General features: G+C 39.4%; 11 protein-coding genes. 5 read left to right on the top strand and 6 right to left on the bottom strand.

Annotation, left to right across the window (positions count from 1 at the left end; all coding sequences use genetic code 11):
• Window positions 1-1,418, bottom strand: a 1,418-nt coding sequence (locus ACESK1_RS08570) for a hypothetical protein (protein ID WP_372919772.1), incomplete at its 3' end; no start/stop codon positions are given.
• A 315-nt stretch (window positions 1,419-1,733) separates the two neighbouring features.
• Between ACESK1_RS08570 and ACESK1_RS08575 the strand changes: the two genes are divergently transcribed.
• The gene (locus ACESK1_RS08575) at window positions 1,734-2,633 is read left to right on the top strand and encodes a DMT family transporter (protein WP_372919773.1); all 900 of its coding nucleotides are present in this window, start codon (window positions 1,734-1,736) and stop codon (window positions 2,631-2,633) included.
• Window positions 2,634-2,762: 129 nt separating this feature from the next.
• On the opposite strand, the gene ACESK1_RS08580 is transcribed toward ACESK1_RS08575, so the two are convergent.
• The gene (locus ACESK1_RS08580) at window positions 2,763-3,863 is read right to left on the bottom strand and encodes an alkaline phosphatase (RefSeq protein ID WP_372919774.1); all 1,101 of its coding nucleotides are present in this window, start codon (window positions 3,861-3,863) and stop codon (window positions 2,763-2,765) included.
• A 536-nt stretch (window positions 3,864-4,399) separates the two neighbouring features.
• Here ACESK1_RS08580 and ACESK1_RS08585 point away from each other — a divergent pair.
• Complete coding sequence (locus ACESK1_RS08585) at window positions 4,400-5,140, top strand: energy transducer TonB (RefSeq protein ID WP_372919775.1); 741 nt, start codon at window positions 4,400-4,402, stop codon at window positions 5,138-5,140.
• Window positions 5,141-5,323: 183 nt separating this feature from the next.
• Complete coding sequence (locus ACESK1_RS08590) at window positions 5,324-6,787, top strand: aldehyde dehydrogenase family protein (protein ID WP_372919776.1); 1,464 nt, start codon at window positions 5,324-5,326, stop codon at window positions 6,785-6,787.
• A gap of 91 nt (window positions 6,788-6,878) precedes the next feature.
• Here ACESK1_RS08590 and ACESK1_RS08595 read toward each other — a convergent pair whose 3' ends face one another.
• From ACESK1_RS08595 to ACESK1_RS08605, 3 genes are all read right to left on the bottom strand, one after another.
• On the bottom strand, window positions 6,879-7,592 hold the full coding sequence (locus ACESK1_RS08595; protein ID WP_372919777.1) for a hypothetical protein: 714 nt from the start codon (window positions 7,590-7,592) through the stop codon (window positions 6,879-6,881).
• Window positions 7,589-10,645: a T9SS type A sorting domain-containing protein gene (locus tag ACESK1_RS08600; protein ID WP_372919778.1), complete on the bottom strand. Its 3,057-nt coding sequence runs from the start codon at window positions 10,643-10,645 to the stop codon at window positions 7,589-7,591. Before ACESK1_RS08600 ends, ACESK1_RS08595 begins: the two co-directional genes overlap by 4 nt.
• 239 nt (window positions 10,646-10,884) lie before the next feature.
• Complete coding sequence (locus ACESK1_RS08605) at window positions 10,885-11,778, bottom strand: YihY/virulence factor BrkB family protein (protein ID WP_372919779.1); 894 nt, start codon at window positions 11,776-11,778, stop codon at window positions 10,885-10,887.
• Window positions 11,779-12,332: 554 nt separating this feature from the next.
• On the opposite strand from ACESK1_RS08605, the gene ACESK1_RS08610 reads away from it, so the two are divergent.
• Window positions 12,333-13,631: a rhodanese-like domain-containing protein gene (locus tag ACESK1_RS08610; RefSeq protein ID WP_372919780.1), complete on the top strand. Its 1,299-nt coding sequence runs from the start codon at window positions 12,333-12,335 to the stop codon at window positions 13,629-13,631.
• A gap of 341 nt (window positions 13,632-13,972) precedes the next feature.
• Here the strand turns inward: ACESK1_RS08610 and ACESK1_RS08615 are convergent, their stop codons facing one another.
• Window positions 13,973-14,467: a DsrE family protein gene (locus ACESK1_RS08615; protein WP_372919781.1), complete on the bottom strand. Its 495-nt coding sequence runs from the start codon at window positions 14,465-14,467 to the stop codon at window positions 13,973-13,975.
• Window positions 14,468-16,098: 1,631 nt separating this feature from the next.
• On the opposite strand from ACESK1_RS08615, the gene ACESK1_RS08620 reads away from it, so the two are divergent.
• Window positions 16,099-16,763: tetratricopeptide repeat protein (locus tag ACESK1_RS08620; protein ID WP_372919782.1), on the top strand; the 665-nt coding region annotated here is incomplete at its 3' end.

The following is a 16,763-nucleotide window of genomic DNA, read 5'->3' on the forward strand; positions in this document are numbered from 1 at the left end:
CCCTGGCTGGATTTAGCGAATTCAATACCTCTACCTGTACTTCCCCTGTAGTTAGGGTAGAATACGGCGTAACCCTGGGCGGCACCCAACTGTCCGGGCATACTGTAGGCGGTAAGCCAGCCGTTGTCGTAATGTGCTTCCGGACCTCCGTGTACGACAGTGATCAAAGGCGTTTTTCCTGAAGTCTCTAAAGGATGGATCAGGATTCCCTGAAGTTCCAGTCCGTCTTCAGCCTGGTAGGTGATCACTTCCTGTTTGCCGAGTTTTCTGTCTTTCAGCCATGGGTTGGAATCGGTGACCCTGGTTAGCGCAGAATTTCTGGTATTCAGCATAAAAAGTTCCCCGGGATGTTCCGCAGAATTTCCTGTTAATGCAATGGTGTTATTTTTTGCTGCGGAAAAACCGGTAATGTTGAGGTCACGATCTTCATAAAGTTTGCTCATATTTCCGTTTATGTTCAGGTTGAAGAGTCCGCTGTAGACGCCTTCACTGGCAAGCACGGTGAGGCTTTTGTTATCCTTCCATTCGAGCTGGTGAAACTGGCCTTCAAAATCCTTCTGGAGAATCTCCGGACTTCCCCCTGAAGTTTCAGCGATGAAGATGCGGCCTTCAATAGGGTCGTGCTGATCTTCCCCTGCAATAAAAGCAATTCGGTCGCCATCGGGACTCCACTTTAAAGCTCCCAGTTTAGCTTTATGATCGACTTCTGCAGTAATCTTTGCAGTATTTCCATCAACAAAATAGATCTTCTGGCTGGTATAGAAATCGTCTACCAGGGAAGAGGGAGCGGCGGTAACCGCAAGGCTGGCCGTGTTAGGGCTCCATTGCACCGAGGTAACGTGGCCTTCTACTTCCAGTTTTTTGGGGCTGGGGTCATTAAGATCTACCATATACGCCGATGCCAGCTGAAGGTCGGTTTCGTAGATCTCTGGTTGATAGGGGAGCGCATTTTCCTCTTTCTCCTTCTGCTTAGCGGAAACAAAAGCAAGTTTATTTCCATCAGTATGCCAGTCATAAGAAGAAATATTGCCTTCAAACTCGTAGAGTTTTTGAGCTTCTCCACCATTCAGGCTAATTTCATATAAAGCCGTAGTCTTATCGTTTTCCCTTTTAGTAGTAAAGCTGATGCTGTTGTGCTCCGGTCTCAGTTTCACATTGGAGGCACTATAATCGGTTACAAAAGGGGTAGCCGTTTTATCACCGGTGTTGTACACATAAAGATGTGATTTCGTCGGGATATTTTCCTTGGTAGGATCGGCCGGCACCAGGAGCTGATAGACTATCTTTTCTCCATCATCCGAAATGATTGCATTAGAGATTTGCTTGATATCAGCTACATCCTCCGGAGTAAGTCCGCTTTGCTGCGCAAAGAGACCGTGGAGGACAAAAAATAAAAGAAGCGTGATTGATCTTTTCATTTGTTTTTACTTTAAAAATTTGATTCCTAAAGATACCTTAAAAACCGAATTCTTACAAGTATTTGAACTTTCATCCCAAGGTGCAAGATTCTTATAAGATCCCAAGGCGAAGCAGGTATCGCTGAAGCCGGAAATATTTTTCTAGTTATAGATCCTGAATTTGTTTTGAGTCTAAGTATTACGGGTGCTACAAGTGGTTTCAATTATTTAAGAAAACTTTGGGAGGGCGGTGATATTTGGGTCATTTCAGGATTTTAATTTAGTAGAGTATAAAACTCTGAAAATACCAAGCAGGGCAGAAGGAAAGCAGCTATTATGAAAAAAAGTACAATTTTATTAATTGTAGGCTTTGTTTTATTATGGAACTCCGGTTTTATAGGAGCCGAGTACGGGCTTCCCTACACAGGACCCTTTACCTTAATTTTTCTGAGATACCTCGCGGTGACTGTATTAATGGTTTTGTATCTGGTAATAAGAAACAGATTGAAATGGATGGGTTTCAGGGCAGCCTCCCTGAATATGCTAATTGGTTTCCTGGCGCATGGGGTTTGGCTTACCTGCGTCTTACTTGCCCTGGATCAAGAGGTGCCGGCAGGAATTGTTGCCCTCATCGTGGCCTTGCAACCTTTGGCCACGGGTGCTCTTTCCGGTTATGTAACCAATGAAAAAACAGATAAAAATCAATGGTGGGGTCTCATTTTAGGCTTTATAGGAGTGGTCCTCACTGTGGCCTTCCGAATAGATTTCAGCAACCCAGGTTCAATTTTCGGCTACCTTATTCCTTTAGGGTCGGTTATCGGGATTACCATTGCTACTTTAATTCAGCGTAAGATGGAGATCAATGATAAGAAAGAAAAACTGCCGCTCGACCAAACCCTGTTTTATCAAAGTTTTGCCACTATGCTGGCTTTAGCTATCCCTGCAATTTTGGTGGAAGATTTAGCTGCGGAATGGGTTCCTGAATTTAGCCTGGCCATGGTCTGGCTGATTCTGGCTGTTTCCCTCGGGGCTTATATTTTGATGTGGCGTTTAATCGAGCGGCTCGATGCTACTCGTGTTGCGAGCTTGTTTTACCTGGGGCCACCGGTTACTATGCTTATGGCCTGGCTGGCCTTTGGAGATACTATCAGGCTTACGGATATTGCGGGACTTGCCGTGGTATTCCTGGGAGTTATATTAACCTCGGGAGTGAAGTTGAAAACTACCGGAAGCTGAAGAAATTAAGCTCATTTAAATACAGCCTTCAGAATAGTTTTATGTTTCTAAACCAGGATTTTATGCACGGGTGCAAATAAAAAAAGGCTGCTTTTTCAGCAGCCTCTTCCGTAGTAGAAATTTCGTGAATTATCTTTCGATTAACTCCAGCAATTTGTCAAAAATTGCGGTATTCTCATATATGCCTATAAAGTTTTCAGCTCCCGGGCCGTAAGCGAAAACGGGAACCATAGTTCCGGTATGGTAATCTGTAGAAAAGGCACCTTCAATATTTCCTTCATCATCACCTCCCAAAATAGCGTAACCACCGGTTTCATGATCTGCGGTAATAATTACCAGGGTGTTCCCGTCATTTTTGGCGAATTCAAGCACATCGCCAATAGCCTGGTCAAAATCGATCATTTCAGCAATAATTCCTTCGGAATCGTTGCCGTGTCCTGCCCAATCGATCTGTGAGCCTTCTATTTGCAGAAAGAAGTTTCCTTTATCTGAAAAATAATCCAGAGCCTTGTTGGTAGCCCGGGGAAGAATATCTTTTCTGCCCTTTAATATGCTTTCGGGTTGTTTGGCAGCAATAAATGCAGCTATTTTATTTTCATAAGGACCAGCAATTGAATCTACCTCATCATAAATTCTGAAGCCTTTTTCACTCAGGCTATCCAGCAGGTTTAAGTCATCTTCGCGTTTGCTGAAGTAATCTTTTCCACCTCCAATAAAAAAATCTACAGGGGCCGAAAGCATGTCCATGGCGATAGCTTCATCCATACTCCTGGAAGACTGGTGGGCGTAAAAACTTGCCGGGGTGGCGTGGGTTATGGAAGAAGTGGCAATAATCCCGGTGGCGTAATTTCCGTTTCCGGCAATCTCCAGGATGGTTTCAACAGAAGTGGTATCGGCATCTACACCAATAGCTCCGTTGTAAGTCTTTTTTCCGGTAGAAAAGGCAGTAGCGCCTGCAGCCGAATCTGTAATGAGGCCACTGGTTGATGTTGTTTTGATCAAGCCTATATGTTTGAATTCCTCGAGGTTGAGTTCATTATTGTTTCCTATCATTCCTGCGGTGATCTGGGTCAGGCCCATTCCGTCACCAATCATGAAAATGATGTTTTTAGGTAGGGCAGGCTCTTCTTTTTCTTCAGTGGAGTTGGTAACATTTACGTCTTTTCCGTTGTCACAGCTAAAAGAAATAAAGAGGCTAAAAAGGAAAATAAATCTGATAAAAAGTTTCATGTATTGATCTGTTAAATTTTCTGTAAAAATACTTATTAATATGATGATAAAAAAGATTGTTACTACAGGTTCTTTATAGATTTTTTTAGAAACATACTCGCAAATATCTCCTTCAATGGATTGAATGGCAAAATACCTTTTCAGAAATTTCAGTTATGGTATTTTTTTGGCTTTTAACTTCAAGATTGTATAGGATAAATTCAGCGTTCTCTATTCCTAAAATGTATGGGCTACTATACTTTTAAAAATTATCAAATTTACTGATAGCAGTCATATTTCCAGAGGAATAAAACACATAACTTTATTATACTGAATAAAAAAAATAATTTATTTGAAATATTGGAGACAGGTAAAAATTCAGGTAATAAAAGACCAGCGAATCTGTCTCATAATGAACTAATTAAGACTGGATAAATTGAAATTCCTCGTCTTTACTACAGCGCTTATGCTGAAGAAAAGCCCGCCTCAAACTGACTTTTCCAAGAGAGATATCTCTTTATAAAAAATATAAGTTCAACAATTTTAAATCTACTGTCATGCAAGTCAAGAAAAATGCAAAAGCAGATCTTTCGAGTTATAGTTTGATCTTTTTTCAGGTAGGATTAATACTGGTATTGGCTTCCACTTATATAGGTCTGGAGTGGAAATTTACTGAGCAAAGTCAAAGTCTTTTATATGAAGTGGAAGTTTCTGAAGAAAATGAAGAGGAAATTCCAATTACAGAATTAAACACTCCCCCGCCACCTCCACCGCCTCCGCCCCCTCCGGCTCCCGAAATGGTTCAGATAGTTGAAGACGATCTGGATGTTGAAGAAGATGTAATTGAGTCAACTGAAACAAACCAGGATGCTAAAGTGGAAATGATAATTCCGGTATCGGCTGTTGAATACGAAGAGGAGGAGGAAGAAGTGGAAAACGTTCCTTTTATGATCGTAGAAGAAATACCTATTTACCCGGGATGTGAAAACATAAAGGACAAAAGCGCCCAGAAAAAATGTTTAAATGATAAGATCCACGCTCTTTATGCCAAAGAATTTGACACGGGGATAGGCGCAGAATTGGAACTTACAGGCCTCTACAGGATCTATGTAGGATTTAGGATCAATGAAAAAGGGGAGGTTGCTGAAATTCAAACAAGAGCACCACATAAAAGACTTGAAGCCGAAGCAGAACGAGTAGCTAAACTTATCCCAAAAATGTCTCCCGGCAAACAACGGGGCAGACCGGTTTCGGTAGGATATTCTTTGCCCGTTGTTTTTGAGATGCGCTCCAGATAGTGGATTTTAAAGGGCTGCCATTGGCACAGGAGAATCCAGGAATGCTAACCCACCTGTCGATTGGTGGAGTTATGCTTAATCACCTCTTTTTATGAGATCATCTATAAAAACCAAAATATAACTCAGCTTTTACCAGTTTCTTAACTGTACTGCATAGTGGTTTTTTCTATATTAATAAGAAAAATGGAAAACTACAAAGACCTGAACAAACAGTATATCAACGGAGAGTGGGTAGAAGGGAATGACAACTCTGAAATTAAGAATGTAAACCCTTATGATAACTCTGAGATCAACATCTTTAAAGGGGCAAATAAAGAGGATGTGGACAAGGCTTATAAAGCAGCAAAACAAGCTGCCATCGAATGGGGGAAGGCCTTACCGCAGGAGCGTGCAGCGGTAATTCAAAAAGCTGTTGAGGTTATCTCAGAAAGAAAAGAAGAGATCATAGAATGGCTTATAAAGGAAGGCGGGAGTACCCGGGTTAAGGCAGAAGTAGAAATCCAGATCACCCTGGGCATAATGAAAGAGTCTGCTTCTTTTCCAAGTCGCAGTCATGGATATATTTATGATTCCTTTACCCCCGGAAAAGAGAGCCGTGCCTATAGAAAACCTCTTGGGGTTATAGGCATTATTAGTCCGTGGAACTTCCCTATGAATCTTTCAATGAGATCTGTTGCTCCTGCTATAGTAACAGGTAATACAGTCGTGCTGAAGCCGGCATCTTCCACTCCTGTAACAGGAGCTACCTTAGTCGCGAAGATCTTCGAGGAAGCCGGGCTGCCCAAAGGAGTTCTTAATGCGGTGGTAGGAAAAGGTTCAAGTATTGGAGATGATTTTGTAAAGCATCCAATACCAAATCACATTTCCTTTACGGGATCTACTCCGGTTGGTAGAAATATCGGAAAAATCGCTGGTGAAAACTTAAAAGAAGTTTCCCTGGAATTGGGAGGAAATAACATTTTTGTAGTTATGGAAGATGCTGATATTGATTTGGCGGTAAAAGCTGCAAGTTTCGGAAAATTCATGAACCAGGGACAAATTTGTATGTCTGTTAACAGGTTTGTGATTCACGAAAATGTTGCAGATGAATTTGTTGAAAAATTCATGAAAGCAACCGAGAAGCTAAAGTATGGAGATCCTGCAGAAGAAGAAGTTCTTGTAGGGCCGCTTATTGATCACGACCAGGTAGAAAGGATTCTCAAGGATATAAAAGCAAGTACTAGTGCCGGAGCCACGATAAAGTTAGGAGGTAAGGCCAAAGAGAATGTGCTGGAGCCTACGATTATTGATAATGTCACAGATGATATGCCGATAGCCGAAAATGAGATATTCGGACCTGTCGCTCCAATTCTCAGATATTCTACTGAGGAGGAAGCACTAAAAATAGCAAACTCAAAAGATTTCGGTTTAACAGGAGCCGTTTTCACCAGAAATACAGAAAGAGGAGTGGCTTTTGCCAGGAAAGTAGAAACAGGAATGATCCATGTAAATGACCAACCTGTAAATGATGAACCTAATGCACCATTTGGCGGTGAAAAAGGTTCGGGAATAGGAAGATTTAATGGAGAGTTTATACTGGAAAAATTCACACGGCTTCAATGGGTTACCGTGCAACACGAGCCGCGGGATTATAGTCCGTTCGCCTAGAGAAAATTAATTTCAAGATGTAGCAGTTCTACTGGTAGCGGGGCTTTTATTAAGTTGATTTTTCCAGGTATGGAAAATTTTCAAAAAGGTTTTAAGGAGAACTAAAAGTCCAAATGGGTCCTATAGCTCTGGCTCCTTTATCATCTTTGGCCACAACCTGCCAGAAATAAGTGGTTCCATTGTTGAGGTTTACTTCAAGTGAATTCCCGACCAGATCTTCCTGGTATAAAGGTGGGTCCTCTGTGGTGCCAAAGTAAATATCGAATTTTAATGAATCCCCATCCTCATCCTTACTAGACCATTCCAATAAAACAGAATTCTGATCTACAGTGGAATTATTTGCCGGAGTTTCAGAGTTTGGATTTTGAGGAATAGAGTTATACGTAAGATTTGGTTCAGTAAAAAAAGAGCGTATTTCGGAATAGTCACTTTTGGCTCCTTCCTGATCAATGGCCTGTACCTTCCAGTAATAGGTGGAACCTTTTTCCAAACTTAAGCTCACCGAAGTGTGGTTGATTTGCCGCTGATCGAAAAGCTCTTTGAAATCTTCACTTTCTGAAATTTCTAATTTATAGCTCACCTCTTTTCCTTCTGGATCTGTTGCTGTTTCCCATTCGAAGTTAAGTGTGGAAAAAGAGCATGCCAGATTAGCCTCAGGTAATAATAATTTTGGAGCTGAAGGCGCCTTGTTTGCCGGCTTTTCTTTTATAGGTTCCTTTTCAACAGGATCATCAATTTTTTCCCCGGAACATGCCATTATAAGTAAGCATATAAAAACGTATGAAAACCTGAAATTTATTTTCATCTTTTGATAAATTTGAGAGCATGTTGCTTTTCTAATTGAACCTGTAGGTAATATATTCCGGCAGGCATAGCAGAGGTGTCAATTGTTAAGTTTTGCTTGTTATCGGGCCTTAGATTCCCTGAAAATATCAACTGACTGGAGCTATTGAAAATCTTTACTGGTATAAATTCGTAATTGGTATTTGGTAATATTACTTTGGCCACTTCCTGAACGGGGTTAGAGCTCAAACTAACAGAGCCGATGGTAACTAACATGTTAATTTTACCTTCGCACTCACTTGAGGAACTAACTTCCAGGATATCTCCATCTTTTACCGGAATATCGAAATTGTTTTCCTGGTATATTCCGGAATCTTGCCCGTTTATTTTTACCTGGTAAGGACCCGTACCTTCCTTCACAGAAACCTGCATGGTGTTTTTATGGATACGGTTTTCAGCCTTGAAAGTTTGTCCGCCTTTAATTTCAAATTCAAAACACCGCCTGGTTTGTGGTTCGTCCTTAACCTGAATGCAGGCCGTGTAAAAGCCAGGCGAAAGGGCTTCAAATGACATACCCAGACGAAATTCATGTTCTTCTCCATTCAGATCAATTATATAGTTATGTTCTTCGGCCACATCAACTTTAAGCTGGCCATTATTTTTTCCGGGGCAGGTCTCATTTCTTGTTGATAATTGAAAATTATCAGGTGGCAGTTGGACAGCTTCACAACCATGCTCGTTCACAGGTGTCCCCTGGGGAGTATCCGGACATTGGTCTGTAAAATCTGAAATTCCATCTCCGTCCTGATCAGCATCGGGAAGTGGTCCTATGTAGTCTTTCACAATATTTACATATCTGCTTATGGCTAGTCGGGACCAGTTATGCCCGTGTTCCGTATAAAGGCCTTTTCCAACCACATGATAGACATTCAGAGCGTCATTCTCATCAAATAATGCCACACTCGGATGAAGAAGTCCTTCGAGGGTAAATCTATCCTCGTAATCACCGAACTGATCGAAGATCATCACCAGTTTTTTATGCCTCACATTCAGCAATACCTTATTATTTTTTTCAATGAGCGTAGGATAGTGCTCCCCAAAGAAATAATTTTCATCATACTGTTTCTCACTAATCAATTTCAATCGGGGAGAATAAATTCTTACAGAATAATCCTTTAAAATGCTAAATATCCAATTATTGCTAAGTATCACAGAATTCATCACATATTCTCCGGTGTCTACATAACTATATTCATTAGTTGGCGTTAACCTATGAATTTTACCAGCATAATTACCAAAACGAGAGGAGGATACAATGAAATTCCCTTCCTTGTCTACAGTATTGGTATAGTTTATTTCCATATAGCTATCATTTCCAAAATTCAGCGTCCTGGTCCAGGAATGTTCGTCGTTCAAATAAAAGCTAACTGTTTTCCTTTCTTCTCCTATTTCATATCGGTAAACATCCCCGTTTTCAGCTTCGAAAGAAAAAGCAGGCTCTTCCCATAGATCAAAATCCTCATCCACAACTTCTTCATCCTGATATATCAGGCCAGGATTGAAACGGATCACTTTTTTTGAATAGGGTGCTTTAGAACCGCCAAGGTTTAGGTTATTAGGACCATAGAATTCCCTGCAGGACACAAGAAAATCTCCGGAGGCATCTCTTATCATTTCGTAATTGTAGTACTTGGAAGTACCTTCCCCATTAAATCTGAACTCTGCTGATAAAGCTTTATCACTGAATTTTCTGATATAAAAATTCTCTTCAGAGTTATAATCTGATCCCTCATATTTTGCTGAAATAGTGGTTCCGACGAGAAAGGTATTTCCGTTGATAGAATGCAGATCCTGCGGATTGAAATAAACTTCAGTAGGATTTTCCTGATAAGTCTGAAGCAGGTTCAAATCCAGATCATAGCTTTGTAGGCTGCCAGATAAAGTTCGCACCAGGATTTCATTAGAATCTATTTTGCCGATGTTTCCGGTAATAGACTCAACTCTGGTTATAGATAATAGTTCACCATTTTTCGAAAATTTTTCGAGAGTTAGGAAAGGTTCATTTTTGTCTTCGGTAATAGGCTGAGTATTACTTAGAATTAAAATTTCATTATTGTCATTAATCCTTACATCTAATAAATATTTATCCGTGCTACCATCATCATCCAGGAAGAAATTGATTTCATCTGTAGGCGATATAGAAAATATGAAGAGCCCCGGATGCAGAGATCCCGAATCATCGTGGAAATTACCATCTCCAATGTAGATGTAGTTGCCTTCTCCATCTGTAAAAGATTGAGTAGTTTCTTCAAAAAGGCTGTTTTTGATTCTGTTAACCTGGTGTTCGCTTAGATCTAAGATTTTCTCTTCAAACCCGAATTCATTGAATCTTGTGAAAAATAAAGTTTCGGTTCCATCATATTGTAAGCTAAACCCCTGATATTGATCATTTGAGTGGGATAGTTTTGAAAGCGGAACATCCACGTGATATTCTTCTGAGGGGATACCATTTTGTGAAATTTTAAAAAAGCTGGGGCTACTATAAGATTCCTGATTTTTTTGATAGTTGAAGTTAAGATAGCCTTCATCATCGAAAAAATAATAGTACTGGTTCATATTTAAGGTTGAATTCTCAACCGTTTCGGGAGATTTATACTCCCAAAGCTTCTCACCAGAAGGACTGTATCTTACAATTACAAAATTGGCCTCTGCTCCCCCGTAATAGTTCTTAGAGACTACCCAAATATGATCCTCATTGTCTATCATTAGGTCCATAGGATAATCATAGCTGATGCCGTCCCAGGACAACCGGTCGCTCCAGTTTTCCTCTAAATTTTCGTTTAGGCTGATTATTTTAACATCACTAAAAGAAAAATCTCTTTCAGTATATCCCGCTACAATTAGATTTCCACGGTTATCCTTTTCTGAAAAGAATATCGCATCCCGACTTGTATGTTCATGGTTTCCGTAGGTAACGCGTTCGGTTGGGACTAATGGGGCCGGGATCTCCTGGGCAACCGTTAAAACTGGTAAAAGTATAATGCTGAGGAGGACTCTTAGAAATAATAGATTCATTTTTAAACCGGGGGATAAAAGAAAAGTTAAATATATCAAAAAGAATCTTAAAATTTCTATTTAAACCGAAGGGGAGATAAATCTCATCAAAGAGAATTATCCACTAAAGGAATGAATACCTCGTAAAATTCAAAACAAAATAATAGTTCTGACCACCAAAAAATCAAAAATTAATTAGGTAAAATTGCCCGCCAAGGTTACTGAGAAAACAGAAGGAACATTTCACAAGGAATCCATTACTACTTAACTACCCTTGCCGTCGATCTGCTGCCGTTTGTTGCGTAACGTTCAGTTTCAGAATTCAGTTCGGCACCCAATAGTACCATCCAGCTGGTAAGCAGCAGCCAGAGCATCAGGATAACCACAGCCGAGATGGAGCCGTAAACTTCCCCGTAACTTCCAAAGTTGCTCACATAATAAGAAAAGCCCCAGGAGGCTCCCAGCCAAATCAGGGTGGCCACTAGTGAACCCGGAAAAACCATTTGTAAAGAAGGATTGGGCCTGACGGGAGCATACTTGTATATCATACAAAGAAAAAATACCACCAGCAACGCCAGAATCACCCACCGTAACCAGGTAACAAGGCTTTCAATTTGTTCAGGTAAACCAAGCTGATCTACCAAAGCGGGAAAGATCACTATGAGTACCATACTCAAAATCAGTATCAAGACAGCCCCGAAAGTAAATAAAAGCGTGAGCGCGTTTTGCCGAAAAAAATTCCGGGTATTATTGGTATTGTAGGCAATATCAACACCAGTAAAAAGAGATTTTGTACCCTTGTTGGCACTCCATAAACTGAAAAGGATACCGAGGGCAGTACCCCAACTCAATGCTTTGCCCGAGGTGGATGTAAATTCCATTATCTGGTCCTGAATTATACTAGAAGCCTGCTCTGGCATCATGTTGGAAAGGGAACTGATCTGACTCTGCACGTTCTCAGGATCCATAGCTAGTCCATAAATGGAGATTAGGGCCATAAGTGCCGGAAAGATCGCCAGGAAGGCATAAAAGGCGACCCCGGCAGATACAATGCCTACATTGTTTTCGGCTATCTGATCCTTTACCCTAAGCAAAATGATTTTCCATCCCGAGGCTTTGATATCAATGAGTGATTTTGTCTCATTTGGTTCCATTTCTTCCTGTTGGTTTTAATTTTAAAATTCCTGTAAAAAACAGATGCTACCATAATATAGAAAAAAAGCACGTCTTAGTGTTTAAACTATTGTTAATTAGAAGGTTTGAAGAGCTCAAAATAAAGATTAACCATATACCTGAAAGAATTTATGATAAACTCGAGAATCAATCCTGGGGAGCAAGGCTTGTTTTTAATGCTTCTTTCAATTAATAATCACTTCTTTTTCAGAAAAACAAAAATAAATCCTCATCCCAGGCTTCTAAAAGAACCTGTCTAAACCAGGGTCAATATTTTCTTTTCGGAGATGCAGTTATCTGAGTCTTGCCAATCAAAGACCATAAGGATTCTCCTGCTCTGTAGCTAAACAACATCAAATTTAATTTCACTGAAAAAACAGGACTTAATTACTTTTAGATCAAAATATTAACTATTTTTAAAGAGCTGAATTACAGTAATGTTTGAAGTACTTATTTGTCTTATTTTTTGGTTGACTTCGCAGACAAGAGTACACATCTAAAATCATTACGGGAACCGGAATTAAATTAATCATATATGTCACAATTTCAAACACTGACTACACCACAATTAGAAGAGAAACAAAAATCCGGGGCAAAAATTATTGATGTACGATCCGGGGATGCCTATAACGGGTGGAAATTAAGGAACGAAGAAAATGGTGGACATATCAAAGGAGCCAAATCTCTTCCGGTAAAGTGGACTCAATATATGGATTGGATTGAAACGGTACGTCACAAAGGCATTAAACCCGAGGATGAACTGGTGCTTTACGGTTATACTACTGAAGAGATTGAAAGAGTAGCTTCACAATTTAAAAAGGCAGGTTACAGGAACATCTTTTTATACAATAAATTCCTGGAAGAATGGGTGCCAAGAAATCTTCCAATGGAAAAGCTTCCGCGTTATCAACAGCTGGTTCCGGCAGAATGGGTCAATGAACTTATTTCAGGCGGAAAACCTTCAGAATACGAAAACAATAAATTTGTTGTAGTACATTCTCACTACCGCAACCGCGATGCCTACTTGTCCGGGCATATTCCCGGGGCAATAGACATGGATACTAATGCTCTTGAATCGACTGAGACCTGGAACCGCCGAAGCCCTGCCGAACTTAAAAAAGCCCTGGAAGATCATGGAATAACTGCAGACACTACTGTAGTGCTATATGGGAAGTTTATGTTTCCGGATAACGATGATGAATTTCCCGGCAGTGCTGCCGGGGATATTGGTGCTATTCGGAATGCCTTTATTATGATGTATGCCGGAGTAAAAGATGTAAGGGTGCTCAATGGAGGCTTTCAGTCCTGGGAGGATGCACACTTCGACGTAAGTATAGAAGATGTGCCAAAAAATCCAGTTGAGGAATTTGGAGCCGTAATTCCTGCTAAACCTGATCTTGCTGTTGATGTTCCCGAAGCAAAGAAAATATTAGCAGCAAAGGATTCTGAATTGGTGAGTGTGAGGAGTTATAGAGAATATATTGGCGAAGTGAGCGGATATAATTACATCGAGGCAAAAGGAAGAATACCCGGTTCTATCTTTGCAGATTGCGGCAGCGATGCCTATCATATGGAAAATTATAGAAATGTGGATCATACCATAAGAGAATTCCATGAAATAGATGAAATTTGGAGGGGGCTTGGCATCACTCCTAATAAGCACCTGGCCTTCTACTGTGGGACAGGCTGGAGAGGAAGTGAAGCCTGGTTCAACGCCTGGCTTATGGGATGGCCGAGAGTCTCGGTTTTTGATGGCGGTTGGTTTGAATGGAGTAGCGACCCACAGAATCCTCGTGCAACAGGCGCTCCTAAAACTGAGACAGACGTTGTATAATTTCGACTTGCTAAAATGTCAAAAAACAATATGATCTTATAGTAGTTAGAGCAGATCCAGGGGGGACTGTTGCAGCTCCAGGAATACTTCAATTAAGCTTCAATGAACAGAGGGCGATACAGGATGTCTGAAATAGAAAAAAACTTATTGGATTCTAATAAAAAAGCGGCGGAATAGGATCAGATAAACCGCGAAAGTTTTTGCAGAAAACTGAAATAAAGAAAAGACGTTTTTGGAAACAATCGAACGTTAAAGCTTATCGGGAATAATGAATGACATGAAGCTAAAAATTAGGAGATTTTAAGCTTCATGTCACCAAGGCAAAGCAGCATTTATTCCGGTTAGAAATCAGCAATCATTGAATAGCCATTTTGTTGGTATCCGATCAAGGATATCCAGCCGTTTTCCACCTGCACAATTTCGGGTAGAATGGATTCGGCAGAAACGTCGAGAGCATGCGCAGCTGCCATACAAATCTCAAACCTAATGCCGTCTGAATCCATTGCCGATATCTTTTCGGCAATTTCATTTTGCGATCCCGAAGCACTTTTCATATTGTCAGTTGATACAAGATTTACGGAGGGGCCAATTAACACAATAATAACTTCTGGTTGCTCGCCTTCTATCACCAGGCTCGGATCCTCTATCATTTCATGAATGAGGTTCAGGTGGGCCATAGCTTTATCTGAATCACCGATCCTAAAATCGAAGACAGTCTTTACTGAGGTAACGCCCTCCATAGCCTTATAGGAACTTTCCGTCTGTGCATGTACAATTTCCTGTTGCATTAAGCCCAGAAAAGATAATACTACTATTAAAAACAATGATTTTTTCATAACGAACTAATTTATTAATTAAAGAAATAACTGGTTTAATTTTTTCATATTCTGCGCCTTAATAGTTCTTCTATAGGTGCGTTTTTTTGCTACTAATCCATCGATCATCCCTGTCCGAATTTTTACTCACGTGAAATAATTCCCGGGTTTTAGATAAATTACCCCTGTTGTATTCAGCCTGTTAAAACCATTAATTTATTCCTATATAATTTACATAACTTATTTAATTATTCCAAGTTCTGTAACCCAAATAATGGTTCTCCCAAATCTCTGTTTTCAGCGGATACCGCAGTTAATAAAAGGAAGGGATTGGTAGAGATGTCAAAAGTAGATGGGTAAACAGCATAAAAAATATTTGATGAGATTCTCCCCCGGACTCCCTCATAAATGCACCTAAGTGAACCGAATGTAGGGATGAATTTATTTGTCACCTTAAAACAAAAAAACCCGTAAATCCTGGGATTTACGGGTTTTAGTAATAGGCTGGTAGCCAAAAAGTGGAGTTGGAGGGAACGACCGAAATTTTAATTTTCCTGTATTTATGGTGCCTCTCGAAGGCCTCGAATTTTTGGTCACCGGATTGGTCTCGCTTTAACATAATTTAACATTTCTGCTTTTAAAATTAAATCGGTTTAATGTGGTTTAAGTCATCAGTACTTATCAAATTCTATTTACTTTTTTAGAGAGCCTTATAGATTATTGTTTTTAAAATTTAAATGGCTTGGAATAATTTCAGAAAATAATGGAAAATCAAACTTGGGAATATTTAATTTTTCTTTAGAATCAAACAGACATAAACATTTAGAGGAAGTTTGAAAATAGTTTCTTTAAGTTCGCCATTCAAACATCACAAGGTAAGCCGCAGAAAAAAAAATTTTCAATCATAAGCTAGATTAAGAATCTTCATGGTCCATAGAGCATTAAAGCAGCATTTTGGGAGCAATCGAACATCGATAGCGAAAACATTTTTTTGAAATAGGTTCAGACAAGAATCATGTTACTTTTATTTCACAAAGTTTCCCAACTATAGCTCTATCAGGATCGCTGGAAACTATTAAAAATTTTACTGCCAGAAAACATATTCAAATTCCATTTTTTATAAGCCGGGTAGAGAAAACTACCTCAAATCAAATTTTCAATTTTGCACTGAAATAAACATTTATTAACACTGGTCTAACCTTTTAAAGAAGGCAGTAGTATACTTTCATTTTTTATTAAATGCCAGTTTAGATTATGTACAGATTTCTCTTTTTTTTTGTTTTATTTTTAGTTTCTCCGGCTATTCTCAAGCTGAATTTCTAAAGAATAGAAATAATTTTAATGATTCCATTTTACTTAAAAAGAAGGATAATTTAAAGGAAGCATACTCCTCCAAATCTTCTCAAAAAATAGCCAGCGGCCATTTAGAATTAGCGGAATATTACCGAAATACCGAAGTTTATTCTGAGGCTATTAAACAGTACAACCTCGTTTTAGAATCTCTGGAAGATTCAGCGGATACCCTTGTTGTAAACGTTAAAAATCATCTGGGTGAAATCAATCTTATTTTAAAAAATTTTCCAAAGGCCCACCAGTATTTAAAACAAAGTAAATCTTTAGCTAAAGAAATTAATTACCCAAAAGGCCTCGCTGTGGCCTTGAGAATAACCGGGTCGTGCTATGAAAAAGAAGGTAATTATCTTGAAGCCTTAAGACAACAGGAAAATAGCCTGACCATTTTTAATTCACTGGATGACCAAAACGGGGTGGCAAGAGTAAATGAAAATATAGGAAGTATTTACGAAGACCTGGAGCAATTTGAAAAAGCTTATTACTACTTCGAAAAATCTTATGGGTATTTCAAACATACTGATGATAGCGCACAAATAAGCGTTTTAAATAATATAGGTGATGTCTATAGAAAAACCGGAAAATTTGAGCAGGCAATAGTTTATTCTTCAGAAGCCCTGAATCTTGCAGAAAGTCTTAATGAACTGGATGAAATAGAAAGTGCCCATAAAGATCTTTCTGAAATTTATTACCAAACCGGTGAATTTCAAAAAGCCTACGATCATCTCAACCGTTATGATGAGATCCAGAATGAAATTCATTCTTCAGAAAGTTTATTGCAGTTGAACACCTTACAAACAACTTATGATAATCGGGAAAAAGAGGCAGAAATAGTTTTACTCACCAAACAAAATCAAATAAACAAAGCCAACCAGAAGCTGCTCTTAGGCGGAACTTTTACGTTAATTCTAATTTCAGGGATTTTCTATTATAATTTACAACGTAAGAGGAGAGATCGAAACAGGGT

Source organism: Salegentibacter sp., from assembly GCF_041642575.1.
In the GTDB taxonomy this organism is placed as follows: Bacteria; Bacteroidota; Bacteroidia; order Flavobacteriales; family Flavobacteriaceae; genus Salegentibacter.

Excerpts from the sequence above, each read along its gene's own strand:
- ACESK1_RS08615 (WP_372919781.1), bottom strand. The coding sequence starts at position 14,467 with ATGAAAAAATCATTGTTTTTAATAGTAGTATTATCTTTTCTGGGCTTA.
- ACESK1_RS08585 (WP_372919775.1), top strand. The coding sequence starts at position 4,400 with ATGCAAGTCAAGAAAAATGCAAAAGCAGATCTTTCGAGTTATAGTTTG.
- ACESK1_RS08580 (WP_372919774.1), bottom strand. The coding sequence starts at position 3,863 with ATGAAACTTTTTATCAGATTTATTTTCCTTTTTAGCCTCTTTATTTCT.
- ACESK1_RS08610 (WP_372919780.1), top strand. The coding sequence starts at position 12,333 with ATGTCACAATTTCAAACACTGACTACACCACAATTAGAAGAGAAACAA.
- ACESK1_RS08595 (WP_372919777.1), bottom strand. The coding sequence starts at position 7,592 with ATGAAAATAAATTTCAGGTTTTCATACGTTTTTATATGCTTACTTATA.
- ACESK1_RS08590 (WP_372919776.1), top strand. The coding sequence starts at position 5,324 with ATGGAAAACTACAAAGACCTGAACAAACAGTATATCAACGGAGAGTGG.
- ACESK1_RS08605 (WP_372919779.1), bottom strand. The coding sequence starts at position 11,778 with ATGGAACCAAATGAGACAAAATCACTCATTGATATCAAAGCCTCGGGA.
- ACESK1_RS08575 (WP_372919773.1), top strand. The coding sequence starts at position 1,734 with ATGAAAAAAAGTACAATTTTATTAATTGTAGGCTTTGTTTTATTATGG.
- ACESK1_RS08600 (WP_372919778.1), bottom strand. The coding sequence starts at position 10,645 with ATGAATCTATTATTTCTAAGAGTCCTCCTCAGCATTATACTTTTACCA.